Here is a 23,125-nt window from a genome sequence, read left to right as displayed (position 1 = left end):
GACATGGTCCGGCTCGTTTCGATAGGGAATGCCTATGCTGGGTGGATGCAGTTCCAACAGCTCCAGTACTTCGTGGCCGTCGCCGAGACCCGGCACTTCACCCGGGCCGCGGAACTGGTCCATGTCGCACAGCCGTCACTGTCGCAGCAGATCAAGGCGCTGGAGCGGGAGCTGGGGGCGGATCTGTTCCGGCGGGCGCGCGGGAACATCACGCTGACCGACGCGGGTGAGGCGCTGCTGCCGCTGGCCCGGCGGATCCTCGCCGACGCGGACACCGCGCGGCACGAGGTGCAGGAGGTGGCGCAACTGCGCAGCGGGCGGGTGCGGCTGGGGGCGACGCCGAGCCTGTGCACCGGGCTGCTGCCGGACGTGCTGCGCGCCTTCCACGACCGGTATCCGGGCGTCCGGCTGCTGATCGAGGAGGGCGGCTCGCACGACCTGGTGCGGGAGCTGGCCCGCGGGGCGCTGGACCTCGCCCTGGTGGTCCTGCCGCTGCCGACGCCCTCCCCCGCGCTCACCACGGTGGAGCTGCTGCGCGAGGACCTGGTGGTCGTCTCCTCCCCGGACGCCCCGCGGCCGGGACGGGGCCGGCGCACCGTGCGCATCGCCGACCTGGAGGGCGAGCGGCTCGTGATGTTCCGGCACGGCTACGACCTGCGCGAGCTGACCGTGGCGGCGTGCCGGGCGGAGGGCTTCGAGCCCGGATTCGCGGTGGAGGGCGGCGAGATGGACGCGGTACTGGGTTTCGTACGGGCGGGGCTGGGGGTGGCGGTGGTGCCGCGGATGGTGGCCGCCCGCTCCGGCCACGGACTGCGCGTCACCCCGCTGGCCCGTCCGGGGCTCCATCGGGCGATCGCACTCGCCCACCGCAGTGATGTGGCCCCGCCGCGGGCCGCGCGGGAGTTGCAGCGGATGCTGGTGGAACGCTGAGGCGGGGTGCCTGCGTGGGAGTTCCTCGCCCCCGCCGCCCCTTCCCCGCCCGTCCTCGGGGGCTCCGCCCCCGGCCCCGTCGCGCCCACACGGCGGAGCCGCGTGGTGACACAGCCCCGCGCCCCTCAGGAGGTCGGGGTGCCCTGGTGGTAGTACATGCGCCAGCCCGTGTTCTCGTCCTGTTTGCGCCACAGGGAGCTGCGCAGGGCCCGGCACCCGGCGAAGTGGGTCTCGTAAGTGAGGTGGACCAGGTGGGGGCCAGGAGGACGCCGGTGATCTCCGACGGCACGTAGACCGGGCCGTCCGCCGAGCTGCCCGGGTGGTCGTGCAGCTCGGCGGTCATCTCCGCGTACGTGTAGCGCCGTCCCGAGGCGCCCACCTCTGTGAACTCCGGATCCAGCAGACGCACGACTTCGGCACGGGAGGACCGTACGGCCGGATCCAAGAGCCGCAGCTCCCCCTCGATCGCCGCGCTCACCGGGTTCCTCTCCTGGCGCATCCCCACCTGATCCCTCTCCGTCCGTGCCGGCCGCACACCCTCAGGGGCGCGGGGCAGACACATGTGCGGCTCCGCCGCGTGGGCGCGACCAGCCACAGCCGGCCCGCAGCCACCGTACGACCCGTACCCCCGAGCCGCTGGGCGGCTAGCCCGTCGCGTCCACGAGGGCCAGCTCGTGAAGACGCTCCGGCGGCCCCGGCCGGGCGTAGTACCAGCCCTGCGCCGTGTCACAGCCGAGGATGCGCAACTGCTCGGCCTGCGCTCCCGTCTCCACGCCCTCCACCGTGACCGCGAGGTCGAGGCTGTGGGCCAGGGAGACGATCCCCTCGACGATCTTCAGGTCGACGGGGTCGGCCGGGAACCGCTGCATGCTCTGGGTGAAGGAACGGTCCAGCTTCAGGACGCTCACCGGGAGCCGGCGCAGGTTGGCCAGGTTGGAGTAGCCGGTGCCGAAGTCGTCCAGCGCGATGTCGACGCCCATCTCCGCCAGCCGGCGCAGCGGCTTCAGCAGGTCGTCGTCCGCGCCGATCAGCGCCGACTCGGTCACCTCCAGGCACAGCGCGTCCGGCTCCATCCCCGTACGCTCCAGGATCTCCACCGTGTCCTGGACCAGCCCGGGATGCGTGAGCTGGCAGGGCGACAGGTTCACGTTGATGCGCAGCGGGCCGAGCGCCTCACCCCCGTGCCGGTCCCGCCACTCACGGGCCTGGCGCACCGACTGCTCCAGCACCCAGCGGCCCAGCGGAACGATCAGCCCCGTGTGCTCGGCGAGCGGGATGAACCGGTCCGGGGACAGCACCCCGTGCTGCGGGTGCAGCCAGCGCACCAGCGCCTCCGCACCCCGCACACTGCCGTCGCCGAGATGCACCAGAGGCTGGTACTCGATGAAGAACTCGCCCCGGTCCAGGGCCGTCGGCAGCGCCGTGGTGAGCCCGTGCCGGGTGATGGCGCGGGCGTCCGCCTCCGGGTCGGCGAGCTCGAACCGGTTGCCGCCCGCCGACTTGGCCCGGTACATGGTGATGTCGGCGCTGCGCAGCACCTCCGCCGCGCTGCGTTCCCCGGCCGGTCCCTCGACGATGCCGATGCTGCCGCGCACGGTCAGCTCCCGGCCGTCCACACTGATCGGGGCGAGCAGCGCGTTCATGATGCGGGCCGCGAGCTCGTCGACGGTGCGCTCGGTGTCGGAGCCGGTGGTCAGGGCCACGAACTCGTCGCCGCCGAGCCGGGCCACCATCTCGCCGGACGCGGTGGCGCAGGCCTGCAGCCGGTCGGCGACCTCGACGAGCAGCCGGTCGCCGGCCGCGTGCCCGAGGCTGTCGTTGACGGTCTTGAAGCCGTCCAGGTCGAGGTAGCACAACCCGAACCGCTGGCCCTCGCCGGCGCCGAGCGCCTTCTCCAGCCGCTCGAAGAAGAACGCCCGGTTGGGCAGCCCGGTGAGCGCGTCGTGGGTGGCCTCGTAACGCAGCCGGAGGTTGAGCAGCCGCCGCTCGGTGGTGTCCTCCATGAGGGCGAGCTGGTACTGCGGGTCGCCGTCGGCGTCGCGCAGCAGGGACACCGTCAGATTGGTCCACAGGACCGTTCCGTCCGGGCGGTAGAACGCCTTTTCGAGGTGGTAGTGCTCGCGCTCGCCGCTCACCAGCTCGTCGTAGAGCCGCCATGTCTGCGGGGCGTCGTCGGGGTGGACCCACTCCTTGACGCTGCGGCCGCGCAGGGCCTGCTCGGACAGGCCGAACATACGCCGCAGCGCACCGTTGACCTGCAGGACGTTGCCCTCCAGGTCGGCGATGCCGATCCCTATGGCCGCGCCCTCGAACACCGCCCGGAACCGGGCCTCGGTGGCGTGCAGCGCCTGCGCCACCACGCCCTGGGCCTCCAGCGCGGCCCGCGCGACGGCCTCCTGCTCGGCCAGTGTCCGCTCGCGCAGCGCCTGCGCGAACCCGGCGGCCATGGCGTGCTGGAGCCTCGCGGAGCGCGCCCGCAGGTCCTCCCGGTCGCCGTCCTCGCCGCAGTACAGGACGAGATAGGCGTCCACGCAGTCCAGGGTCCGGCTGAGCGCCTCCGGGTCGGTGCAGTGCGCCTCCACCAGCGCGGCACCGGCCGCCCGGCCGGCGTCCGCGTCGAACGACCGGGCCCGCAGCGCCTCGCTCAGCAGCCGGGCCAGCGGCAGCAGCCGCTCCTCGAACTCCGGGCGGGTCGACGACGTCGAGGTCACCGGGAAGACCGCCCGGCTCCAGATCGTCGCGAACCGGCGCAGTCTGTCCTCCGGCCCGTCCGGCTCCGCGCTCACGCCGTACGCCCCACGCCCGCGAAACCGGAGAACGCGTAGGGATCCTCGTCCTCCGGTGCGGTGTCCGGCCGCCACTGCGGCATCGGCACCAGTCCGGGTTCCACCATGTCGTACCCCTCGAAGAACCGCGCGATCTCGTCGCGCGTGCGCATGATCAGCGGGTTGCGAATGTCCTGGTACACGTCCACCGCCCCCTCGGCCCGCTCCGCCGGCAGCGGGATTCCCTCGTACGAGGCATGGGTGAGCACGAGCATGCTGCCGGGCGCGAGGGCCCGGCGCAGTTCGGCCACCGCCGCGTACGGGTCGTCCGCGTCTTCCACGAAGTGCAGTATGGCAACGAGAAGCAGCGCCACCGGCCGATTCAGGTCGATCAGCCGCAGCACCTCGGGACTGTCGATGATCTCCCGCGGCTTCCGGAGGTCCGCGGCGACGACGTCCGCTCCGTCGTTGCCCTCCAGAACGGCCTGGCTGTGCGCCACGGCCACCGGGTCGTGGTCGACGTACATCACGCGGGCGTCCGGTACGGCCGCCCGCGCCACCTCGTGGACGTTGCCGAACGTCGGGATGCCGGAACCGATGTCCAGGAACTGGGTGATGCCCTCACCGGCCGCGAAGCGCACCGCCCGCCGCATGAAGGCACGGTTCGCCTGCATGATCTTGGGCAGGCCCGGCATGAACTCCATGGCCCTGCGGGCCGCTTCCCGGTCGACCTCGAAGTTGTGCGAACCGCCCAGGTAGTAGTCGTACATCCGGGAGACGCTGGGCACCGAGATGTCGATGCTCCGCGGGGCCCAGGCGGGACGCTCCATGTACCTCTCCAAGGCGTAGGCGATCCGGTGTTCGAGCAGAGGCTACTGATCGCCCGCCAAAGGAGCGACCCCAAACGGAAATTGACCATCCGTTCCCGGTCACTGCCAGTGGCACGTGCCTGTTCGGCGCCCGCGAAAGCGTGACGACATGTGTCCGCGGCATTCCGGAGAGTTCCGGCACGTCGAGAAGTACGCGGAGAAGGGTGCCGATCATTCCACGGGTGCCGGTGAATCACGGCAAAACGGTCCGCCCCTCCGCACGCTGCGGAGGGGCGGACACGGGGCCGGCGACGTCCGGAGCGGACGACACCCTTGGGGGAGGTTGCTACTTCTCCGACGCGCCGACCGGCTTTCCGTCGGGCCGTACGGCGTACCAGGTACCGCCGACGCCCTGACCGTTGGTGTCGCCGGGAGCCTTGTCACCGGCGAAGGTGTAGATGGGCCAGCAGTTGATCGTCTGCTGGTCGGCGCCGTCCGGGCGGGTGAAGGTCATGTAGCCCTTCTTCTGGATGCCCTTGGTGTCCTCGAAGTCGACCGGCGAGACCACCGGCCACTTCTCCAGGCAGGCGCCGGTGCAGGCCGACACGGGTTTCGGCCAGGCCTCGTCCTTCATGAAGCGGTAGACGGTCATGCCGTTCCCGTCGACGACGATCTCACCCAGCTTCGCGTCCTCGCGGGTGGACAGTCCGGGCCGGTCGGCCGCCTGGGCCTTCTTGCCCTGGGGGTTCAGCGCGTACCACTTGCCGCCCACACCCTGGCCCTTGACGTCGCCGGCGTTGACGTCCTTGACGTAGCGGTAGGCCGGCCAGCCGGCGACGGTGAGCTGCTTGGTGCCGTCGGCCCGGTCGACCGACCCGAGCAGCGCCTTGTCGATGCCCTCGCCGGCCGTGGCGTCGTCGGCGGGCACCGGCGGCCAGGTCTTGGCGCAGTCGTCCTCGCAGTTGGAGGCGGGCGGCTCGGCGGTGTCCTGGTCGAAGCGGTACAGGGTCAGACCGAGGCTGTCGGTCACCACCTTGCCCAGTTCGGCGTTGGTGGAGACGTTCAGCTCGCCCGCCGTGTCGGAGGGGCTCGCCGACGCCTGGGCGCCGCCGCCCGCCTGGCCCGCGCCGATGGCGCCGACGTCCCCGGCCCCGGTCGTGGCGCCCACGTTCTGGCTGACGGCGGGCGGCGGGCTGTCCTGACCGCACGCCGTGGTCAGGGCCAGCACCGCCGCGGCGCTCGCCACCAGTGAGGCGGTCCGCCAGGAGGTCTTCATCGTCAACTCCACATCATCGCAAGGGTCGTGCAGCGCCCTGCTGTGCCGCCGCTCGACGATGGGTACGCATGAAGGCACGGGTCGTGTTCAACGGTGGCCCGGATTTCTTTTGTTAACTCCTTCGGGGCAATCACCGGGATCCCGGGCGCGGCCCTGCGGTTCACGATTCATGATCTTCGTCGTGCAAGCACTCGTACCGACCCAATCCCGCGCCACCGCACGCGCGTTGGCCGTGACGACGCTGATCTGGGCGCTCGTCGGCGCACCCGGCACGGCCGCGGCCGACGCCTGCGCGTACGCCTCGACGGGGCCGGGCGGCACGGAGGCGGTGGCGGTCGCGGGACACGTCACCTGGACGGACCCCCCGTTCTGCTCACCACCGCCACCGTCCCCCACGCCCACACCCACACCCACGCCCTCTCCGAAGCCGCCGCCCCCGCCCGAGCCCACGCCGGCCACCCCGCCGCCGAAGCCCCGCCCGACCCCGGAACCCGAGCCACCGCCCCCGCCGGCCGCCCGTCCGGCACCACCCGCAACCCGTCCGACGCCGGCTCCCACCCCGCCGCCGCGCCCGCGCCGCCCGCCGCCGCCACCGCCGTCACCGGCCCCGACACCGTCGGCCACCCCGGAGCCGCGTCCGTCCGTGACGCCCGTGCACTACCCGCGGTACCGCGCGGCCCCGGTCCGGCGGCCCTCCGGCGGTGCCACGTCACCGCTCACCTTCGTCCTGCTCATCACGGTCCCCGCGGTGGTCGCGATCGCCGCGCTGCGTCCGCGCTGAGGCCCGGACCGACCCGACCCCTTCTGGAGGCACCTCTTGCCGGAATGGCTTGTTCTCACCCTCGCGATGCTCGCCGCCTGTGTCGTCGTGGTGGTCATCACCCTCGTACGGCACCGCAGGGCGGCCGACGACGAGGACCCCAGCGAGACCCCGGACGTCATCGAGTACATGACGATGTGGATCGGCGTGGTGTACGCCATCGTCCTGGGTCTCGCCATCGCCGGCGTCTGGGAGGGACGCGGCGCCGCCCAGGAGCACGTACGGGCGGAGGCGGTGGCCCTGCACGAGATCTCGGAACGGGTACGGGTCTACCCCGCCGAGGTGCGTGACCGTATCCGGGACGATGTCAACGCCTATGTCGGACACGTCGTCACCACCGAGTGGCAGGCCATGGCCGACGACGGACAGGTCACCGGACGCGGCACCGAACTCCTCGACCGGGTCCGCCGGGACGTCACCGACTACGAGCCGCGGACGGACTTCGAGGCGCAGGCCTATCAGCCCCTCGTGGACCAGGTGGCCGCCGCCGACCAGGCGCGCAGCGCACGGGCCGAGTCGACCGGGGAGACCATGCCGGGCGTGGTGTGGTTCGGGCTGCTCACCGGGGCCGCCATCACCATCGGGATGATCTTCGCGCTGCAGATCCGGCGCACCACCCGGGAGATGGTCCTCGCCGGGCTGTTCTCGGCGCTGATCGCCTTCCTGCTCTTCCTCATCTGGGACTTCGACGCGCCCTTCGGCCGGGGCCTCGCCGCGTCGGCGGACCCGTTCCTGCGGCTCTTCCCGCACATCGAGGGCTGAGACCGCCCGCGGGTGAGCAGAGCGCCGCCCCGGGTCCCGCGGGATCCGGGGCGAGCGGCGTACGAACTCGTGCGAAACGGCGGCCCTGAGGGGACAGCGGTTCAGATCCGCTTCTCGGCGCGGCGGCGCATCCAGAAGACACCGCTGCCGGCGACCGCGGCGGCCACCAGGGCCCCGCCGATGGCCACGTCGGTCGGGGTCGCCCCGCTGGCGCTGCTGCCGCCGATACCGCCGCGGACACCGCCGATGACGGTGAAGGCGGCCGGCCGGGTCAGGCTCCGGCCGGAGCAGTGGACCGTGACGTCGTAGGAACCGGGACGGGCGTCGGCGTCGACGGTGGCGGTGCCCTTCGAGGTGTCGTTGGCACCGCCGATGGGCGTCAGGTTCGTCCGGGGGAAGGCGTTGGAGGTCGCCGTGCCGCCGTTGGGGCAGCCGTCGACCGTGATGGTCAGCTGGCCGCCGCGGGGAATGACGCTGGGCAGGACGACGATGTTGGACGGGTTGGGAACCCGGCCGGAGTCCGCGACCGCCGCCGGGGCGGCGAGCCCGAGGACGGCGACCGCGACGCCGGCGGCCGCCAGGGCACGTGAATTGCGCATGTGATCCTCCGCGGAAGACGCCCCGGGTCCCGTTCCCGGTCGATCGGCGAGAAAGCGCCTCCCGGAAAGACCCTCAGTTGCCCTGCGCACGCCCGCATTTCGGGAATGGTCCGTACCGGTGAGGCGAACCCCGCGCGGAGAACCGCGAGAGGGGATATCACCGCAGGTCACGGACCGTCAGAAAATCTTCGTCCGGTACCGCCTCGGATGGCGCACCCGGTCGTGCCGGGACCACCCGTTCGCCGCCGCCCCGTCGCCGGTTGCGCGCACGGCATTTAGCGTTTTCATCATGCGCGAGTGGTACGGCGACGGCCGTGTCGAGAGGGGAAGGCGAATGTCTGCTTTCGAGCCGGACGAAGCCGAATGGGAGGCACGGCGGAGAAAGCGCGCCCCGTGGGGCGTGATAGCGCTGGTTCTGCTCACCGGCCTCGCGCTCATCCGGAACGGTTCGGGGGAATTCGACGTGGGCCCGCCGCAGCCGGCCGGCGCGGCCGCCGCCGACGGCCGGGTGCCCGGCACCGTCACGGCCGCGTCGGTGCGGCCGCTGCCGTACGCGGTCCCGGACCGGGTCGTGATCCCGGGGATCCAGGTGGACGCGCCTGTCATTCCGGTGGGGCTGGACGCGGAGGGCTGGGTGGACGCGCCGCCGCCCCAGGACCCCAATCTGGCGGGCTGGTTCACCGGCGCCGTCTCACCGGGCGAGAAGGGCACGGCGGTCGTCGTCGGCCATGTCGACAACGCTCAGGGACCGGCCGTGTTCTACGGGCTCGGGGCGCTGAAGAAGGGGAACCGCGTCGAGATCACCCGCCAGGACGGGAAGACCGCCGTGTTCGAGGTCTACGGCATCGAGGTCTTCGCGAAGAACGACTTCCCCGGCGACCGGGTCTACGCCTCCAAGGGGGCGGCGGAGCTGCGGGTCATCACCTGTGGCGGCGGTTTCTCCAAGCAGAACGGCTACGACGGGAACGTGGTCGTCTTCGCCCGCCTGGCCGAGGTCCGCTGAGCGGTCCCGCGTCCGGGCGGGCGGGGCCCGCTCAGACGTACTGCCGGCGGGGCACGGTGACGTGGTAGCCGGAGTCCAGCAGTTCGGGCAGGTAGGCGCGCAGGGCCCGGACGCTCTGCGAGCGGTCGCCCCCGGCGTCGTGCGAGAGCACCACGGCGCCGGGGGCGGCGCCCTCCTCCACCCGCTCGACGATGGTGCGGGTGCCGGGCTCGGTCCAGTCGAGGGTGTCGACCGTCCAGGCCAGCGGTTCCATGCCCAGCTCGGCGCCGAGCTGGAAGGCGGCGCGGTTCCAGGCGCCGTAGGGTGCGCGGAACCACTCGGGGCGTTCGCCGCAGGCCTGCTCGACGATGTCGCTGGTGCGCTCCATCTCCGAGCGGATCCGGGCGCGCCGCAGCCGGGTGAGCAGGGGGTGGGACCAGGTGTGGTTGCCGACCACGTGTCCCTCGTCGGCCATCCGGGCCAGCAGGTCCCGGTTGTAGGCCGCCATCCCCCCGCACACGAAGAACATCGCCCGCACCTCGTACCGGGCCAGGGTGTCGAGGATGTGCGGGGTGTAGCGGGGGTCGGGGCCGTCGTCGAAGCTCAGCACCATGGTGCGGCCGTGTCCGGGCACGCTCAGCAGCGGTTCGCGCCGTACGGGCGTCCTGCCGCGCGGGGTGTGCGGGGGTCCGTAGCCGGTCAGGGGCCGCAGGCGGTATTCGGAGGGCCTGAGCGGGCGGCGGGCCGCCCGGGCGCCGGCGGCCGGCGGTGGCGGCGTGGGGGCGGCATGGTTCCCGGCGCCCGGCACGAACGCCGCGGCCACACCGGCGGCGCCCAGGGAGACGGCGCCGGCGAGCAGCACCCGGCGCCGGGTGAGCAAGTGATCCTTCTGCATGACTCATCAGTCGCCCCGCGGGGGGCCGACGCACCTCAGCGACACCGGTGCGGCGGCACGATTCCACCCGATCGGCGCAGTGCGGGGTGACGGACCCCGGAGGGCGCGTGAGGGCCGGTGAACCGGACTCCGATAGCCTCGCCGTCGTGACGGAACAGCGGTTCGAACGGGGCACGGACGGCCCGAAGGTGATCGTGGCCGGCGTGGACGGCTCCGACTCCTCGCTGCGCGCGGCGGCGTACGCCTCCGGTCTGGCACGCCGTCAGGGGGCGCTGCTCGCCCTCGTGTACGTGCAGCCGGTGCTGGCCGCGGGAGCGGCGCTCGGCGCGCCGGTGGCCGACACGACCGAGGAGGTGGCCGAGGACCTGGTGGCGCAGGTCCGGGAGGCGATGGAGCGGATCAGGGGCATCTTCGAGATCCGCTGGGAGTTCCACACCTTCCGCGGCGACCCCTACAGCGGACTGGTGAGGGCGGCCGACGACCTGAAGGCGGACGCGGTGGTCGTGGGCGCCTCCGAGCAGGCCGGCCACCGGTTCGTCGGGTCGGTCGCGGTGCGGCTGGTGAAGGCCGGACGGTGGCCGGTGACGGTGGTGCCGTAGTCCCGTGCGGGCGGGCCCGGGTGCGGTTCGCCGTCAGCGGGAGCGGAGGGAGCCGAGGAAGTCCAGCAGGATCTTGTTCAGCTCCTCGGGCCGCTCCAGGTTCGGGTAGTGCGCGGTGCCGTCGACGATCACGGAGCGGCCGTCGCGGACGGTACGGGCGAACCGTTCCGCCTCGGCGATCAGGTCGGGGGCGTCGAGGGCTCCGTTGACGGTGAGGACCGGGACGTCGATCTCCGGGACGCGGGCCCAGGTGCCGGTCATGGGCACGTGGTGGTCCTTCTCGTCCGGGGTGTGCTTGGCGAGGGTGCCCAGGGCCATCCCGCGCAGCCGGCTCAGGATGTCCGGGTCGATGTCGGCGGCGGTGCGGTGCTCGCCGGGCACGTAGCGCAGGAACGCGGTGAGCCAGCCCTCCACGTCGCCCGCGCCCAGGGCCGCGGCCTGCTCGGCCAGCACCTGGCGGACCCAGGGGTCGGTGTACTGGAAGTCGCTGGTGGCCGCACCGCAGGCCACCACGGCGCGCACCAGCTCCGGGTACTCCAGCACCGTGTCGGTGGCGATGGCGCCGCCCATCGACACACCGACGAGCACCGCCGGACCGGTGTCCAGGTGGCGCAGCAGCGCGGCGAGGTCGTCGGCCCAGCGGAACGGCGCGGTGGCGTTGGCCGAGGCGCCGTGGCCGCGGACGTCCGGTGCGATCACCCGGTGACCGGCGGCCAGGGCCGGGATCTGGGCGTCGAAGACCCGGTGGTCGGCGAAGCCGGAGTGCAGCAGGACCACCGGGTCGCCGGAGCCGGTGTCGAGGTAGGCGAGGTCGCCGTCGGCGGAGGGGAAGAAGCGCAGATCCGAAGCACCATTCATGACAACCAAGGTGTCATGTCGACAGGACTTTGGCAACCTAGGTGTCATGATGGCGGGATGAAGGACATCGACGCCCCCCTCCCCCCGGACGAGCTCGGCCGTCGCCTCACCGAGGTGTACGACCTGGTCGGCCCCCTCTACCGGCGCGCCCAGCGCAGCGTGGAGCAGGGACTGACCACCGACGACCTGTCCGTGGGCGTACGTGCCGTGCTGACCCTGCTGCACCGCAACGGGCCGATGACCGTGCCGCAGATGGGCAGGGCACAGGCGATCAGCCGGCAGTTCGTGCAGCGCATGGTGAACGACGCCGCGGCGCAGGACCTGGTGGAGGCCGTCCCGAACCCCGCCCACCGGCGGTCGTCGCTCATCCGTCCGACCGGGCGGGGCTCCGCGGTGATCTCCGCCGTCCTGGAGCGCGAGCACCTGCTCCTGCGGGAGGTCGGCGGTGGCCTCACGGACGCCGAGGTGACGGCCTGTCTGCGGGTGCTGGGCGAACTGCTGACGGCACTCGACCACGTCGACCTCGGCTGACGGTCCTCACTCCCCCATCACGAGCCCGTCCTGCGCGGCGCCCCGGCTGAGCACCACGTTCCGGATCCGGTCGCGCACGGACCGCACCTCGGCGCCCCGGGCGAGCGCCCGGTTGAGGTTGACGACCCGGCCTGCGTCCACGTCGAAGAGCTGCGGGACGAACTCGGCCCGGGTCACCTCCCAGCGCCCGCCGGGGCGCCCCGGCGGGGCGAAGGTGAAGCGGCCCAGGGTGGACTGGTTGCCGCGCGGATCGTGGACGCCCTCGTGGTCGGTCATCTCGCCGGCGATCTGGTCGCCCATGCCGTAGATCACCCAGGTGCCGTTGACCTTCTCGTAGGCCTGCGGGACATGGGCGTGGGTGCCGAGGATCAGGTCGATGTCGGGACGGCCCCCGGTGGCCGAGGCGGTGAGCGAGCGGGCGAGGGCGGTCTGCCGCTCGTCGGGGGCCTCCTGCCATTCGGTGCCCCAGTGCAGGGAGACCACGACGACGTCGGCTCCGGCCTTCCGGGCGGCCCGCGCGTCGGCGACGATCCGCGCCTCGTCGATCAGACCGACGGCCCAGGGCTCGTCCGGCGGCAGCGGGAAGCCGTTGGTGTCGTAGGTGTAGGCGAGGTGGGCGACCCGCGCCGGGCCCGCGCGCAGCACGGTCGCCGTGCCGGCCTCCCGCTCGGTGCGCGCCGAGCCGGCGTGTCGCACACCGGCCCGGTCGAGGGCGTCCAGGGTGCGGCGGATGCCCTCGGCGCCGTCGTCCAGGGAGTGGTTGGAGGCGGTGGAGCAGCCGTCGTAGCCGGTGGCGGCGAGACCGCGGGCCACCTCGGGCGGGGACTTGAAGAGGGGGTAGCCGGTGTAGTCGCCGCCTGCGCCGTACACGGTCTCCATGTGGCACAGCGCCACATCGGCGGAGCCGACGACGGAGCGGATGCCGGAGAGCATCGGCCGGAAGTCGTACCCGGTGCCGCCCGCGTCGAAGCGGGCGCGTTCGATGATCGAGTCGTGGGGCAGCACGTCCCCCGAGGCGACCAGGGTGAAGCCGCGGGGCCCCGTGACGGAAGGGGCCGGACGCCCCGGTTCCGGTGGTCGGTGGTCGCGGGCCTGGCAGGCGGCGCCCGCGGCCAGGACGACGGTCAGGACCAGGGCCACCTGCCGACTGCGTGTGATCATCACTCCACCCCGCTGTAGTCGTATTTATGGATGAACAGATAAGAAGCCGCATCATGCCCATCGCTGTTCCGACACGCCCTTTAGGCCGTCCGGCGTGCGCGAACGGCCTCCCCGACCGTTCGTCGAACCGTTCGTCGACGCGATCGACCGTCCGCCGCACGCTCCTGTGCACGCCCTGTCCCCGCGTCGCGCCGTGCGCTGCCATACGGCCATGACGGCCGGAACCACACTCATGAACGGGACGACCGCCGAGCACGAGCTCGCCGCACTGCAGCGCGAGCACGGCCGGCCCCTCTTCGCGCTGCTGCTCCGGCTCTGCGACGGGGACCGGCAGCGCGCGGAGGATCTGGTCCAGGAGACCCTGGTGCGCGCCTGGCAGCACCCCGAGGCCCTGCGTGCCGAGAACTTCGACTCCGTACGGCCCTGGCTGCTCACCGTGGGACGGCGGCTCGCCATCGACGCGCGACGGGCCCGGCAGGCCCGGCCGGCCGAGGTCGGGGACGCCGTGCTGGAGAACGCCCGGGTGATCTCCGACCACGCCGAGCGGGCCGCGGCCGCGCTCGACGTCCGCGAGGCTGTGAAGACACTCACTCCGGAGCACCGTGAAGTCCTGGTGCTCGTGTACTTCCAGGGGGCGAGTGTGGCGGAAGCGGCGACGGCCCTCGGGATTCCGCCCGGTACCGTGAAGTCCCGCGCGTACTACGCGCTGCGCGCCCTGCGCCGGGTGCTCCCCGGATACGCCTCCGACATGCGGTGAAACCGAAGGCAGAGTCAAACCTTCGCAAAGCGCCTTGCCGACCACCCCGGTTGAGTAATCGGCTGTCCTCATCCGTGTTCCGGACCGGGGGCCCGGGTTCGGGCGACGCGCACGCACCGGAGGAAGGCAGGAAGGGATGCTGCACAGAGGTCGAGAGAACACGGACGGCACCGGCGACGGTGAACTGACCGTCCCCATGGCCTGGTTGTACGCCGAGTACATCGCCGACGAACTGCTGCGCAGCGGCGATCTGATGCCGCCGACGTCCTTCGAGTTCCGCGCGGGCCGGGACGCGCTGGCGCTGACCGTGTTCCTGTCCGACACCGACGGCGAGCTGTCCGGCATCCGGGTGGTCACCCAGCTGGAGACCTGGCTGTCGCTGACCGCGTACGACCAGCCGTGGCAGGAGTGGGTGCAGGGGCGCCTGCGGGAGCTGACCGCGGACGCCGCCGCGGCCGGCCGGGACGCGCCGGATCCGGACCTGGAGCTGGCCCGGGAGGCCTGGCGCTGGCTGCGGGAGACGGAGCTGCTCGCGCCCGACCTGAACGCGGTGCCGGGCGGCGGCGCGGTGACCGGTGAGGACGAGGGACCCGAGGTGTGGACACCGGCGTGGCAGCTCGGGCTGCCGCTCGGCCACCTCGCCATCCACCTTTTCTAGTTTTCTCGCCGATCCGACCAATCCGGGGGCCGGTCCGCTCCGAATCCCTTGGTTACGATTCGGCACGTCGCTTGAGTGATTCGGCTGCCTGGTGCGTACCGGTGGGAGCAAGGAGTAACCCCACCCGCACCCAACGGCACGAGGATTCGGCATGAGGTCCCTGGAGAGGCATCGCGACGTCGGCGCCTACGCGCTCGGCGTGCTGGACGAGGCGGACGCGTTCCGTTTCGAGGACCACCTCATGGAGTGCCCCCAGTGCGCTGTCCAGGTGACCGAATTCGGTCCCGCGGCACGCCAGTTGATGCTGTACCGGAGTTCCACCCCACGGCTGGTGCACCCGCTGGCCAAGCCCGGCCCGAGGATGCTGGACCGGCTGCTGTCCCAGGTGGCGGCCCGCAACCGGGCGGGGCGGCGCCGGCTGCTGCTGGCACTGGCCGCCTCGGTGGTGGTCGCGGTGTCCGCGCCGGCGGTCGCGGTGCTGGCGCGGGACGACGGCGGGAGCGCCGTGAGCGTCGCGGCGACCGACGAGCGGTCCGGGGTGTGGGCCCAGGTGACCACTCAGGACGAGGCCTGGGGCAGCAATGTGGAGATGGAGGTCAAGGACGGTGCCGGCCCCCGCACCTGCCGTCTGGTGGTGGTCGGCCGGGACGGCTCCGAGGAGACGGTGACCAGCTGGAGCGTGCCCCGTCTCGACGCCCGCCCCCACACGGTGCTCGGCGGCTCCGCCATGCACCCCGAGGACATCGCCCGCTACGAGGTGCGTACGGCGGAGGGCGACAGCCTGGTGACGCTGAAGCCCCGGTGAGGCCCCACGCGGGCAGCGCGGTGCGCGGCGCCCTTGAGCCGCCGGCGTCCGCCTTCGCGGGAGAGTGGTTCCGGCATACGTCAGGAGGGCCGTCCGGGGCACCGGCGGTCAGGCCGCTCGGGCACCGCGGCGGGCGCGACGGGGCCGCCCGGCACGGCACCGTCCCACGCTGCCGGCATCGCCCCGCGCCCGGCCGGCTCCCGGTACGGCACGCGCTCCACGCAGTCCTGCCGCTGCGGCACGGCTGCCGCGGGGCCCTCCCGTGCGGACGGTGCTCCCCCGCCGTGCCCGCAGGAGCCCCCGAAACCGCGCCGACGGTACGGCGACCGCGCGTGCTCAGGCCGGGCCGGGATCCTTCGCCACCACGAACTCGCTCCATACGCACTTGCCGCCGCCGCGTGCCTCCACGCCCCACACGTCCGTGAGCGTCTCGATCAGGAGCAGGCCCCGCCCGGAGACGCCCGACTCACCCGCCTCCCGGCGGCGCGGCAGGGCGCTGGAGGAGTCCTCGACCTCCACCCGCACGCGCCGCTCGCTGCCGGTGAGGGCCCTCAGGGTGACGACCGCGGAGCCCTCGGTGTGCATCAGCACGTTGGTGATCATCTCGTCGGCGACCAGCTCTATCTCGTCGGCCCGCTCCCCCGCGCCCCAGGTGCCCACCGCCGTACGGATCATGCGCCGGGTCTCGGCCAGCGCCTCCGGGTCGCCGGGCGTCACCCGCTGCTTGAGCCGGCCGTCGGGCCGCGCGCTGTCCAGGGCGCGGCGGCGCAGCAGGAGCAGCGCCACGTCGTCGCCGCCGCCGCGTTCCCCGGCCACGTCGATGAGCCGGTCGGCGAGGTCGCGTACGTCGTCGGGGCCGACGGCGACCAGCGCCGAGAGGGTCTCCATGCCCTCGTCGAGGTCGGCGCCGGGCTGCTCGACCAGACCGTCGGTGCACAGCAGCAGGGTGTCGCCGGGATCGAGCTCCATCGTGCCGACCGGGTAGTCGAGCTGTCCGAACTCCGCGGACAGGCCGAGCGGCAGCCCGCCGGGGACGGGGACGCGCCGGCAGGAGCCGTCGGTGCGGCGCACCAGCGGGTCGAGGTGACCGGCCCGGACCACCTGGAGCACGCCGGTGGACAGGTCGGCCTCGGCGTAGAGACAGGTCGCGGAGCGGTCGGTGTCGAGCTCGTCCAGGAAGACGGAGGCGCGGGCCATCACGGTGGCCGGCGGGTGGCCCTCGGCCGCGTAGGCGCGCAGCACGATCCGCAGCTGGCCCATGACGGCGGCGGCGTGCGTGTCGTGGCCCTGGACGTCGCCGATGACGGCGCCCACCCGGCCTCCCGGCAGCGGGATCAGGTCGTACCAGTCGCCGCCGATGTCCCGGCCGAGGGAGCCGCCGATGGAGGCGGCGCGGTAGCGCACGGCGAGGTCGGCGCCGGGCACGCTGGGGATGGTGCGCGGCAGCATGGCCTGCTGCAGCCCCTGGGCGAGGTCCATCTCCTGCTCGTAGAACATCGCGCGCTGCAGGCTCTGGGAGATGCTGCTGCCCAGGGCGACGAGGATGTTGCGCTCCTCGGCGGTGAAGCCGCGCCGGTCGCTGTAGAGCAGCCCCATCGCGCCGATGGGACGGGCCTGGACGATCAGCGGCAGATAGGCCGCCGAGGTGATCTTCAGCCCGGTGATGCCCTGCCACAGCCCCGGATAGCGTTCGGCGAACTCCTCCGGTGACTCGATGAAGCGCGGGCTGAGGGTGCGCACCGCCTCGCTCATCGGGTACGGCTCCTCGATCCCGGTGACATCGGTGCCCGGTACGAAGCTGCCCGCGGGGCCCTCCGCGATGAGCCGGATCCTGCCCGCCTCGACCAGACCCATCACGAGGCTGGTCGCACCCAGATGGGTGAGGCCGTGGGTGTCCTTGAGGACGTCGATGACGTCCTGCACGGTGCGGGCGTGGGCGAGGGCGGCGGTGGTGAGCTGGACGACGTTGGTCTGCCGGCGGCGGATGTCCTCCTGGAGCGCCTGATCGCGCCGGGCCTCGGTGTCGCGGAGCTCCTGGGTGGCGTCCCGGACGATGCCGATGATGCGGCGGGGCCGACCGGACTCGTCCCGGCGGATGTAGCCCTGGGTGTGGGTCCAGCGCAGGGAGCCGTCGCGGCAGCGGACGCGGAAGTAGGCGCCGTAGTTCTCGCTGCCGGCCTTCAGCGCCTGCGACACGACGGTGTCCAGGCGCCGGGCCTCGCCGGGCGGGACCCGGCTGCCCAGGGTCTCGGGGCGATCGTCGTACTCGTCGGGGCGCAGGTCGAAGATCTCGTGCGCCTGGGCGTCCATCTGCATCACCCCGGCGTCCAGGTCCCAGTCGAAACCGCCCATGCGGTTGAGCGCCAGGATCGGATCCGGGTGGTCCGGCCAGTCGTCCGGGAGAGGCAGGGGGCTCGCTCCCCGATCAGCCATGGGCCCACCTTGCCAGGGTTCACGCGATTCTTCGACCGCTGGGCGCCGTCCGCGCGCGGGTTGCGCGGTCCGCGCGGTGGTATACGGAGAGTCACAGAGGTGTCGGCGGGACGGGGCAGGAGGGAGCGTACGGCCGTGGAGTGGTTCACCGCGTCCGAGTACTGGACGGGCCGGCTGGTCTTCCAGCGGGCGCTGGCCGGGCTGTATCTGGTCGCGTTCCTGACGGCGGCGCTGCAGTTCCGCGCGCTGATCGGGGAGCGCGGCATGCTGCCGGTGCCGCGTTTCGTGGAGCGGGTGCCGTTCAGGAGGTCGCCGAGCCTGTTCCACTGGCACTACTCGGACCGGTTCTTCGCCGTGTGCGCCTGGGCGGGCTGCGCGGTGTCGGCGGCGCTGCTGGCGGGGCTGGACTCGCTGCTTCCGCTGTGGGGCGGGATGCTGCTGTGGCTGGTGCCGTGGGCGCTGTACCTGTCGGTCGTCAATGTCGGGCAGACCTGGTACTCGTTCGGCTGGGAGTCGCTGCTCCTCGAGGTCGGGTTCCTCGCCGTCTTCCTCGGCAACGACGAGGTGGCGCCGCCGGTCGTGGTGCTGTTCCTGCTGCGGTGGATCCTGTTCCGGGTGGAGTTCGGCGCGGGGCTGATCAAGATGCGCGGCGACGAGTGCTGGCGGAAGCTGACCTGCCTGGACCACCATCACGAGACCCAGCCGATGCCGGGGCCGCTGAGCTGGTTCTTCCACCATCTGCCGAAGCCGCTGCACCGCGTCGAGGTGGCCGCGAACCACGTCACCCAGCTCGTCGTGCCGTTCCTGCTGTTCGCCCCGCAGCCGGTCGCCACGGCCGCCGCGTCGCTGATGATCGTCACCCAGCTCTGGCTGGTGCTGTCCGGCAACTTCGCGTGGCTGAACTGGATCACGATCGTGCTGGCCCTGCCCGCGGTCGCGTTCCCCGCCGATCCGCCCGCGGTGCCCGACGCGCCGCTGTGGTACGTGGTCGTCGTCCTCGCGGTGTGCGCGCTGCTGCTCGGCCTCGGCTACCGGCCGGTGCGCAACATGCTCTCCCGCCGTCAGGTGATGAACCGCTCCTTCGACCCGCTGCACCTGGTCAACACCTACGGGGCGTTCGGCAGCGTCAGCCGGATCCGGTACGAGGTGGTCGTGGAGGGGACGGCGGACGAGGTGCCCCGGAAGGACGCCTGCTGGCGGGAGTACGAGTTCAAGGGAAAGCCGGGTGATCCGCGGCGCTGGCCGCGGCAGTTCGCGCCGTACCATCTGCGGCTCGACTGGCTGATGTGGTTCGCCGCGCTGTCGCCCGCGTACGCGGGTCCGTGGTTCGGCACGCTGGTGGAGCGGCTGCTGGAGGGCGACCGGGACACGCTGAGGCTGCTGCGCCGCTCCCCGTTCCCCGCGGACGCGCCGCCCCGGCACATCCGCGCCCGCCTCTTCCGCTACCGCTACACGACGTGGCGGGAGCTGCGGGAGACGGGCGCGTGCTGGGAGCGGACGTACGTGCGGGAGTTCCTGCCCCCGACCCGGCTGACGGGGCCGGCTCAGAGGCCGTAGACGCGGGTGGCGGTGGTCTCGAAGAGCTGACGGCGTGCGGTGGCGTCGAGGCCCCCGGTCAGCTCCCGTGCGGTGGCGAGGACGTCGCCGTACGCCGCCGCGAGGGTGCAGACCGGCCAGTCCGAGCCGAACATCAGCCGGCCGGGGCCGAAGGCGTCCAGCACGACGTCGGCGTACGGGCGCAGGTCGTCGACGGTCCAGGAGGCCCGGTCGGCCTCGGTGACCAGGCCGGAGAGCTTGCACACCGTGTTGGGCAGTGCGGCCAGGGCGCGGACGCCGGACGCCCAGGGTTCGAGCGCGCCCGAGGCGATGGGCGGCTTGCCCAGGTGGTCCAGGACGAAGGTGAGCCGGGGCAGCGACCCGGCCGCCGCCGCACAGGCCGGCAGTTGACGGGGCAGGACGACCAGGTCGTAGACCAGGCCCGCGTCGGCGACGGCGGCGAGTCCGCGCCGTACGTCCGGGCGCAGCAGCCATTCGGGGTCGGGTTCGCCCTGGACCTGGTGGCGGATGCCCTTCAGATACCGTCCGCCGGGCAGTTCCCGCAGGCGGGCCAGCTCGTCGGCGATGTCGGGGCGGGTGAGGTCGGTCCAGCCGACGACCCCGGCGACCGGCTCGTGGGCCTCGGCGAGCGCCAGCAGTTCGGGGGTCTCCTCGGGGACTGTGACGGTCTGCACCAGGACGGTACGGCCGACACCGGCCGCGCTCGTCTCGGGTGCGAGGTCGGCCAGAGTGAAGTTCCGCCGCAGCGGGCGGAGTTCGGGGCCGGTGATCCAGTCCTGGTCGCGGACGGTGAGGTCCCAGACGTGGTGGTGCGCGTCGACGGTCACGACGGCTCCCCCTCGGGCGGCAGCAAGCCGGTGTCGCGCAGTTCCTGCCAGAGGGCGGCGGGTACCGGTGCGGCGAACTGGTCGGCGCAGTCGTGGACTTCGGCGGCCGAGCGGGCGCCGACCAGTACGCTCGCGACCGCCGGATGGGCGGCGCAGAACGCCAGGGCGGCGGCGCGCAGGGTGGTGCCGTGCCGTTCGGCGGCCTCCTTCAGCCGCAGGGCACGGTCCAGCAGTCCGGCGGGCGCGCGGGTGTAGTTGTACGTCGCGCCCGGCCTCGGGTCCGCGAGGAGCCCGGAGTTGAAGGCACCGCCGATGACGACCGATCTGCCGTGTTCCCGGGCGGCGGGCAGCAGGCCGGTCAGGGCGCTCTGGTCGAGCAGGGTGTGGCGGCCGGCGCACAGGACGACGTCGACGTCGGTGTCGCGGACGAAGCGGGTGAGCATCGCGGTCTGGTTCATGCCGGCGCCGATCGCCCCGACGACACCCTCCGAGCGGAGCCGCTCCAGGGCCGGGTAGCCCTCGCGGAAGGCCTGTTCGGCGTGGTCGTCGGGGTCGTGGAGGTAGACGACGTCGACACGGTCCAGGCCGAGGCGTTCCAGGCTCGCCTCCAGGGTGCGGCGTACGCCGTCGGCGCTGAAGTCCCAGACGCGGCGGTGGGTGGCGGGGACGGCGAAGCCGTGGGCGAGGTCGTCGCCGCCGGTGTGCGCGACGGGTTCGAGGCGGCGGCCCACCTTCGTGGACACCGTGTACGCGTCGCGCGGGTGCTCCCGCAGGGCCGCGCCGAGGCGGCGTTCGGCCAGGCCGAGGCCGTAGTGCGGGGCGGTGTCGAAGTAACGGATGCCGCGCTGCCAGGCGGCCCGCACCGTCTCGTGCGCCGCCTCCTCGTCGACCTCGGTGTACAGGTTGCCGATGCCGGAGGCGCCGAAGGCCAGGGCGGTGACCTCGACCCGGCTGCGGCCGAGCCGGCGGGGGTTCACCGGCTCTCCGGGCGCAGCCGCAGTCCCTGCATGCCGCCGTCGACCGCGAGGGCCGTGCCGGTGGTGGCGCCGGACAGCGGGCTCGCCAGGTGGGCGACGGCACCGGCGACCTCGGCGGCCGAGACCAGGCGGCCGGCGGGCTGGCGGGCCTCCAGGGCGGCGCGTTCGGCGGCCGGGTCGTCGGCCGCGTCCAGCAGCCGGCCGACCCAGGGGGTGTCGACGGTGCCCGGGTTGACGCAGTTGACGCGGATGCCCTCGCGGACGTGGTCGGCGGCCATGGCGAGGGTGAGGGAGTACACGGCGCCCTTGGTGGCGCTGTACAGGGCCCGCTGGGGCAGGCCCGCGGTGGCGGCGATGGAGCAGGTGTTGACGATCGCCGCGTGCGCGGAGGCGCGCAGGTGCGGCAGGCAGGCGCGGGCGGTGCGGACCATGCCGAGGACGTTGACGTCGAAGACGCGGTGCCATTCCTCGTCGGAGTTGGTCTCCACGGTGCCCCGGGCGCCGATGCCGGCGTTGTTGATCAGTACGTCGAGGCCGCCCAGGCCGTCGACGGCGGCGGCCACCGCCGCGCGCACCGAGGCGTCGTCGGTGACGTCGGCACGGTGTCCGGTGAGGGGCTCGCCGACCGTCGACGGGTCGAGATCGAGGACGGCCACCCGGGCGCCGCGCTCGGCGAGGAGTTCCGCCGTGGCCCGGCCGATGCCGGAGGCACCGCCGGTCACCAGGGCCGTCAGTCCCTCGAAGTCGTTCATGCGGCCTGCTCCTTGTCCTGGTCCTTGTTCTTCTGTGTGTCCGGGTCGGCGGCCCAGAAGCCGCCGTCGGGATAGGTGTAGCGCGCCAGGGACTCCGGTCGCACGGCGGCGGAGAAGCCCGGCGCGAGGGGTGCCGCGTAGTGGCCGTCGCGGATCACCACCGGGTCGAGGAAGTGGTCGTGCAGATGGTCGACGTACTCGATGACCCGGTCCTCGGTGGTGCCGGTGAGGGCCACGTAGTCGAACATCGAGAGGTGCTGGACGAGTTCGCACAGGCCGACCCCGCCGGCGTGCGGGCACACGGGGACGCCGTACTTGGCGGCGAGCAGCAGGATCGCCAGGTTCTCGGGGACCCCGCCGACGCGGGCCGCGTCGATCTGGACGATGTCGACGGCGCCTGCCTGGAGGAGCTGCTTGAAGACGATCCTGTTCTGCGCGTGCTCGCCGGTGGCCACCTTCACCGGGGCGACGGCGCGGCGGATCGCCGCGTGGCCGAGGATGTCGTCGGGGCTGGTGGGTTCCTCGATCCAGTACGGGTCGAATGCGGCGAGGGCCTTGGTCCAGCGGATCGCCTCGTCCACGTCCCAGCGCTGGTTGGCGTCGACCGCGATGCGCACGTCCGGCCCGACGGCCGCGCGGGCGACCCGGCAGCGCCTCAGGTCGTCGTCGAGGTCGGCGCCGACCTTGAGCTTGATCTGGCGGAAGCCGTCGGCGACCGCCTGGGTGGCGAGCCGGGTGAGTTTCCCGTCGTCGTAGCCGAGCCAGCCGGGCGAGGTGGTGTAGGCGGGGTAGCCGCGCTCCAGCAGCAGGGCGGTGCGCTCCTCGGCGCCCTCCCGGCCGCGGCGCAGGAGGGCGAGGGCCTCTTCGGGGGTGAGGGCGTCGGTGAGGTAGCGGAAGTCGATCTGGCGGACCAGCCAGACGGGGTCGGCCTCGGCGAGCAGCCGCCACAGCGGTTTGTCCGCGCGTTTGGCGGCCAGGTCCCAGAGGGCGTTGACGACGGCTCCGATCGCCATGTGCATCACGCCCTTCTCGGGTCCGAGCCAGCGCAGCTGGCTGTCACCGGTCAGGTCGCGGTTCAGGAGGGAGGGGTCGGCGCAGAGTTCGTCGGCGGACCGTCCGACGAGATGGCCGCGGAGTGCTTCGATCGCGGCGACCTGGACGTCGTTGCCCCGCCCGATGGTGAAGGCGAACCCGTGCCCCTCGTGTCCGTCGGCGGCGTCGGTGCGCAGCACGACGTAGGCCGCCGAGTAGTCGGGGTCGGGGTTCATCGCGTCGGAGCCGTCGAGTTCGCGCGAGGTGGGGAACCGGACGTCGTAGGTGTCGACGGCGGTGATGCGGGCGGGTCGCGGGGGCACGGAGGGCCTTTCGATGG

22 protein-coding genes and 1 pseudogene are annotated in these 23,125 nt (G+C 72.9%); 10 read left to right on the top strand and 13 right to left on the bottom strand.

Annotated elements, in window-relative coordinates; genetic code table 11:
* The first annotated feature begins 45 nt into the window (after window positions 1-45).
* Complete coding sequence (locus ACFV5H_RS11480) at window positions 46-930, top strand: LysR family transcriptional regulator (RefSeq protein WP_385049408.1); 885 nt, start codon at window positions 46-48, stop codon at window positions 928-930.
* A 125-nt stretch (window positions 931-1,055) separates the two neighbouring features.
* On the opposite strand, the pseudogene ACFV5H_RS11475 reads toward ACFV5H_RS11480, so the two are convergent.
* The 4 genes and pseudogenes from ACFV5H_RS11475 to ACFV5H_RS11460 all read right to left on the bottom strand — a co-directional run bounded on the left by ACFV5H_RS11475 (window position 1,056) and on the right by ACFV5H_RS11460 (window position 5,780).
* Window positions 1,056-1,429, bottom strand: a pseudogene (locus tag ACFV5H_RS11475) (DUF4440 domain-containing protein).
* Between the two features lie 145 nt (window positions 1,430-1,574).
* A complete protein-coding gene (locus ACFV5H_RS11470; RefSeq protein WP_385194244.1) occupies window positions 1,575-3,716 on the bottom strand; it encodes a putative bifunctional diguanylate cyclase/phosphodiesterase in 2,142 nt (713 codons plus the stop codon).
* Window positions 3,713-4,525 (bottom strand): SAM-dependent methyltransferase, encoded by an 813-nt coding sequence (locus ACFV5H_RS11465; RefSeq protein WP_385049416.1) that lies wholly within the window; start codon window positions 4,523-4,525, stop codon window positions 3,713-3,715. The genes ACFV5H_RS11470 and ACFV5H_RS11465 overlap by 4 nt, the downstream gene beginning before the upstream one ends.
* Before the next feature lie 325 nt (window positions 4,526-4,850).
* Window positions 4,851-5,780 carry an SCO0930 family lipoprotein gene (locus tag ACFV5H_RS11460; protein WP_385049539.1) on the bottom strand — a complete coding sequence of 310 codons (930 nt, stop codon included), beginning with the start codon at window positions 5,778-5,780 and terminating at the stop codon, window positions 4,851-4,853.
* Window positions 5,781-6,432: 652 nt separating this feature from the next.
* Between ACFV5H_RS11460 and ACFV5H_RS11455 the strand changes: the two genes are divergently transcribed.
* Both ACFV5H_RS11455 and ACFV5H_RS11450 read left to right on the top strand, forming a co-directional pair.
* Window positions 6,433-6,561, top strand: a complete 129-nt coding sequence (locus tag ACFV5H_RS11455; RefSeq protein ID WP_383348586.1) for a hypothetical protein — start codon at window positions 6,433-6,435, stop codon at window positions 6,559-6,561.
* 36 nt (window positions 6,562-6,597) lie between these two features.
* Window positions 6,598-7,362, top strand: coding sequence for a DUF4239 domain-containing protein (locus ACFV5H_RS11450; protein ID WP_385049418.1), 765 nt, complete (start codon window positions 6,598-6,600; stop codon window positions 7,360-7,362).
* Window positions 7,363-7,463: 101 nt separating this feature from the next.
* Here the strand turns inward: ACFV5H_RS11450 and ACFV5H_RS11445 are convergent, their stop codons facing one another.
* Window positions 7,464-7,961: a hypothetical protein gene (locus tag ACFV5H_RS11445; protein ID WP_385194241.1), complete on the bottom strand. Its 498-nt coding sequence runs from the start codon at window positions 7,959-7,961 to the stop codon at window positions 7,464-7,466.
* Between the two features lie 334 nt (window positions 7,962-8,295).
* On the opposite strand from ACFV5H_RS11445, the gene ACFV5H_RS11440 reads away from it, so the two are divergent.
* Window positions 8,296-8,964: a class F sortase gene (locus tag ACFV5H_RS11440; protein WP_385049424.1), complete on the top strand. Its 669-nt coding sequence runs from the start codon at window positions 8,296-8,298 to the stop codon at window positions 8,962-8,964.
* Window positions 8,965-8,995: 31 nt separating this feature from the next.
* Here the strand turns inward: ACFV5H_RS11440 and ACFV5H_RS11435 are convergent, their stop codons facing one another.
* Entirely contained in the window at window positions 8,996-9,838 is an 843-nt protein-coding gene (locus tag ACFV5H_RS11435) for a polysaccharide deacetylase family protein (RefSeq protein WP_385194239.1), read from the bottom strand.
* Window positions 9,839-9,984: 146 nt separating this feature from the next.
* Here ACFV5H_RS11435 and ACFV5H_RS11430 point away from each other — a divergent pair, with 146 nt between their 5' ends.
* Entirely contained in the window at window positions 9,985-10,437 is a 453-nt protein-coding gene (locus ACFV5H_RS11430; RefSeq protein ID WP_385049429.1) for a universal stress protein, read from the top strand.
* 33 nt (window positions 10,438-10,470) lie between these two features.
* Here the strand turns inward: ACFV5H_RS11430 and ACFV5H_RS11425 are convergent, their stop codons facing one another.
* The gene (locus ACFV5H_RS11425; protein WP_385049432.1) at window positions 10,471-11,295 is read right to left on the bottom strand and encodes an alpha/beta fold hydrolase; all 825 of its coding nucleotides are present in this window, start codon (window positions 11,293-11,295) and stop codon (window positions 10,471-10,473) included.
* Between the two features lie 57 nt (window positions 11,296-11,352).
* Between ACFV5H_RS11425 and ACFV5H_RS11420 the strand changes: the two genes are divergently transcribed.
* Window positions 11,353-11,826, top strand: a complete 474-nt coding sequence (locus ACFV5H_RS11420) for a MarR family winged helix-turn-helix transcriptional regulator (RefSeq protein WP_385049434.1) — start codon at window positions 11,353-11,355, stop codon at window positions 11,824-11,826.
* Window positions 11,827-11,832: 6 nt separating this feature from the next.
* Here ACFV5H_RS11420 and ACFV5H_RS11415 read toward each other — a convergent pair whose 3' ends face one another.
* Window positions 11,833-12,987 (bottom strand): CapA family protein, encoded by a 1,155-nt coding sequence (locus tag ACFV5H_RS11415; protein WP_385194237.1) that lies wholly within the window; start codon window positions 12,985-12,987, stop codon window positions 11,833-11,835.
* A gap of 211 nt (window positions 12,988-13,198) precedes the next feature.
* Here ACFV5H_RS11415 and ACFV5H_RS11410 point away from each other — a divergent pair, with 211 nt between their 5' ends.
* From ACFV5H_RS11410 to ACFV5H_RS11400, 3 genes are all read left to right on the top strand, one after another.
* Window positions 13,199-13,744, top strand: a complete 546-nt coding sequence (locus tag ACFV5H_RS11410) for a sigma-70 family RNA polymerase sigma factor (protein ID WP_085571417.1) — start codon at window positions 13,199-13,201, stop codon at window positions 13,742-13,744.
* 136 nt (window positions 13,745-13,880) lie between these two features.
* Window positions 13,881-14,402 (top strand): hypothetical protein, encoded by a 522-nt coding sequence (locus ACFV5H_RS11405; protein ID WP_385049439.1) that lies wholly within the window; start codon window positions 13,881-13,883, stop codon window positions 14,400-14,402.
* Window positions 14,403-14,553: 151 nt separating this feature from the next.
* Window positions 14,554-15,207 carry a zf-HC2 domain-containing protein gene (locus ACFV5H_RS11400; protein ID WP_385194234.1) on the top strand — a complete coding sequence of 218 codons (654 nt, stop codon included), beginning with the start codon at window positions 14,554-14,556 and terminating at the stop codon, window positions 15,205-15,207.
* Between the two features lie 336 nt (window positions 15,208-15,543).
* Here ACFV5H_RS11400 and ACFV5H_RS11395 read toward each other — a convergent pair whose 3' ends face one another.
* Window positions 15,544-17,640, bottom strand: coding sequence for a SpoIIE family protein phosphatase (locus tag ACFV5H_RS11395; RefSeq protein ID WP_385049444.1), 2,097 nt, complete (start codon window positions 17,638-17,640; stop codon window positions 15,544-15,546).
* Between the two features lie 135 nt (window positions 17,641-17,775).
* Between ACFV5H_RS11395 and ACFV5H_RS11390 the strand changes: the two genes are divergently transcribed.
* Window positions 17,776-19,197, top strand: a complete 1,422-nt coding sequence (locus tag ACFV5H_RS11390; protein WP_385194231.1) for a lipase maturation factor family protein — start codon at window positions 17,776-17,778, stop codon at window positions 19,195-19,197.
* On the opposite strand, the gene ACFV5H_RS11385 is transcribed toward ACFV5H_RS11390, so the two are convergent.
* The 4 genes from ACFV5H_RS11385 to ACFV5H_RS11370 are packed head-to-tail and all read right to left on the bottom strand — an operon-like array spanning window position 19,185 to window position 23,108.
* Entirely contained in the window at window positions 19,185-20,024 is an 840-nt protein-coding gene (locus ACFV5H_RS11385; RefSeq protein ID WP_385049449.1) for an amidohydrolase family protein, read from the bottom strand. The genes ACFV5H_RS11390 and ACFV5H_RS11385 overlap by 13 nt on opposite strands.
* A complete protein-coding gene (locus ACFV5H_RS11380) occupies window positions 20,021-21,001 on the bottom strand; it encodes an aldo/keto reductase (RefSeq protein WP_385194228.1) in 981 nt (326 codons plus the stop codon). The genes ACFV5H_RS11385 and ACFV5H_RS11380 overlap by 4 nt, the downstream gene beginning before the upstream one ends.
* Window positions 20,998-21,753 (bottom strand): SDR family NAD(P)-dependent oxidoreductase, encoded by a 756-nt coding sequence (locus ACFV5H_RS11375; RefSeq protein ID WP_385049455.1) that lies wholly within the window; start codon window positions 21,751-21,753, stop codon window positions 20,998-21,000. The genes ACFV5H_RS11380 and ACFV5H_RS11375 overlap by 4 nt, the downstream gene beginning before the upstream one ends.
* On the bottom strand, window positions 21,750-23,108 hold the full coding sequence (locus ACFV5H_RS11370) for an enolase C-terminal domain-like protein (RefSeq protein ID WP_385049458.1): 1,359 nt from the start codon (window positions 23,106-23,108) through the stop codon (window positions 21,750-21,752). Before ACFV5H_RS11370 ends, ACFV5H_RS11375 begins: the two co-directional genes overlap by 4 nt.
* Window positions 23,109-23,125 lie beyond the last annotated feature (17 nt).

Origin of the sequence: Streptomyces sp. NPDC059787 (assembly GCF_042732315.1) — a bacterium.
Classification (GTDB): domain Bacteria; phylum Actinomycetota; class Actinomycetes; order Streptomycetales; family Streptomycetaceae; genus Streptomyces; species Streptomyces atrovirens.
The sequence above is the reverse complement of the archived record's forward strand: the minus strand, read 5'-3'. Positions and strand labels throughout refer to the sequence as shown.

Bases quoted from the DNA above. Each gene is read 5' to 3' on its own strand.
- ACFV5H_RS11415 (WP_385194237.1), bottom strand. From the start codon at position 12,987: ATGATCACACGCAGTCGGCAGGTGGCCCTGGTCCTGACCGTCGTCCTG.
- ACFV5H_RS11440 (WP_385049424.1), top strand. From the start codon at position 8,296: ATGTCTGCTTTCGAGCCGGACGAAGCCGAATGGGAGGCACGGCGGAGA.
- ACFV5H_RS11425 (WP_385049432.1), bottom strand. From the start codon at position 11,295: ATGAATGGTGCTTCGGATCTGCGCTTCTTCCCCTCCGCCGACGGCGAC.
- ACFV5H_RS11375 (WP_385049455.1), bottom strand. From the start codon at position 21,753: ATGAACGACTTCGAGGGACTGACGGCCCTGGTGACCGGCGGTGCCTCC.
- ACFV5H_RS11410 (WP_085571417.1), top strand. From the start codon at position 13,199: ATGACGGCCGGAACCACACTCATGAACGGGACGACCGCCGAGCACGAG.
- ACFV5H_RS11480 (WP_385049408.1), top strand. From the start codon at position 46: ATGCAGTTCCAACAGCTCCAGTACTTCGTGGCCGTCGCCGAGACCCGG.
- ACFV5H_RS11420 (WP_385049434.1), top strand. From the start codon at position 11,353: ATGAAGGACATCGACGCCCCCCTCCCCCCGGACGAGCTCGGCCGTCGC.
- ACFV5H_RS11445 (WP_385194241.1), bottom strand. From the start codon at position 7,961: ATGCGCAATTCACGTGCCCTGGCGGCCGCCGGCGTCGCGGTCGCCGTC.
- ACFV5H_RS11400 (WP_385194234.1), top strand. From the start codon at position 14,554: ATGAGGTCCCTGGAGAGGCATCGCGACGTCGGCGCCTACGCGCTCGGC.
- ACFV5H_RS11405 (WP_385049439.1), top strand. From the start codon at position 13,881: ATGCTGCACAGAGGTCGAGAGAACACGGACGGCACCGGCGACGGTGAA.
- ACFV5H_RS11395 (WP_385049444.1), bottom strand. From the start codon at position 17,640: ATGGCTGATCGGGGAGCGAGCCCCCTGCCTCTCCCGGACGACTGGCCG.
- ACFV5H_RS11460 (WP_385049539.1), bottom strand. From the start codon at position 5,780: ATGAAGACCTCCTGGCGGACCGCCTCACTGGTGGCGAGCGCCGCGGCG.
- ACFV5H_RS11465 (WP_385049416.1), bottom strand. From the start codon at position 4,525: ATGGAGCGTCCCGCCTGGGCCCCGCGGAGCATCGACATCTCGGTGCCC.
- ACFV5H_RS11435 (WP_385194239.1), bottom strand. From the start codon at position 9,838: ATGCAGAAGGATCACTTGCTCACCCGGCGCCGGGTGCTGCTCGCCGGC.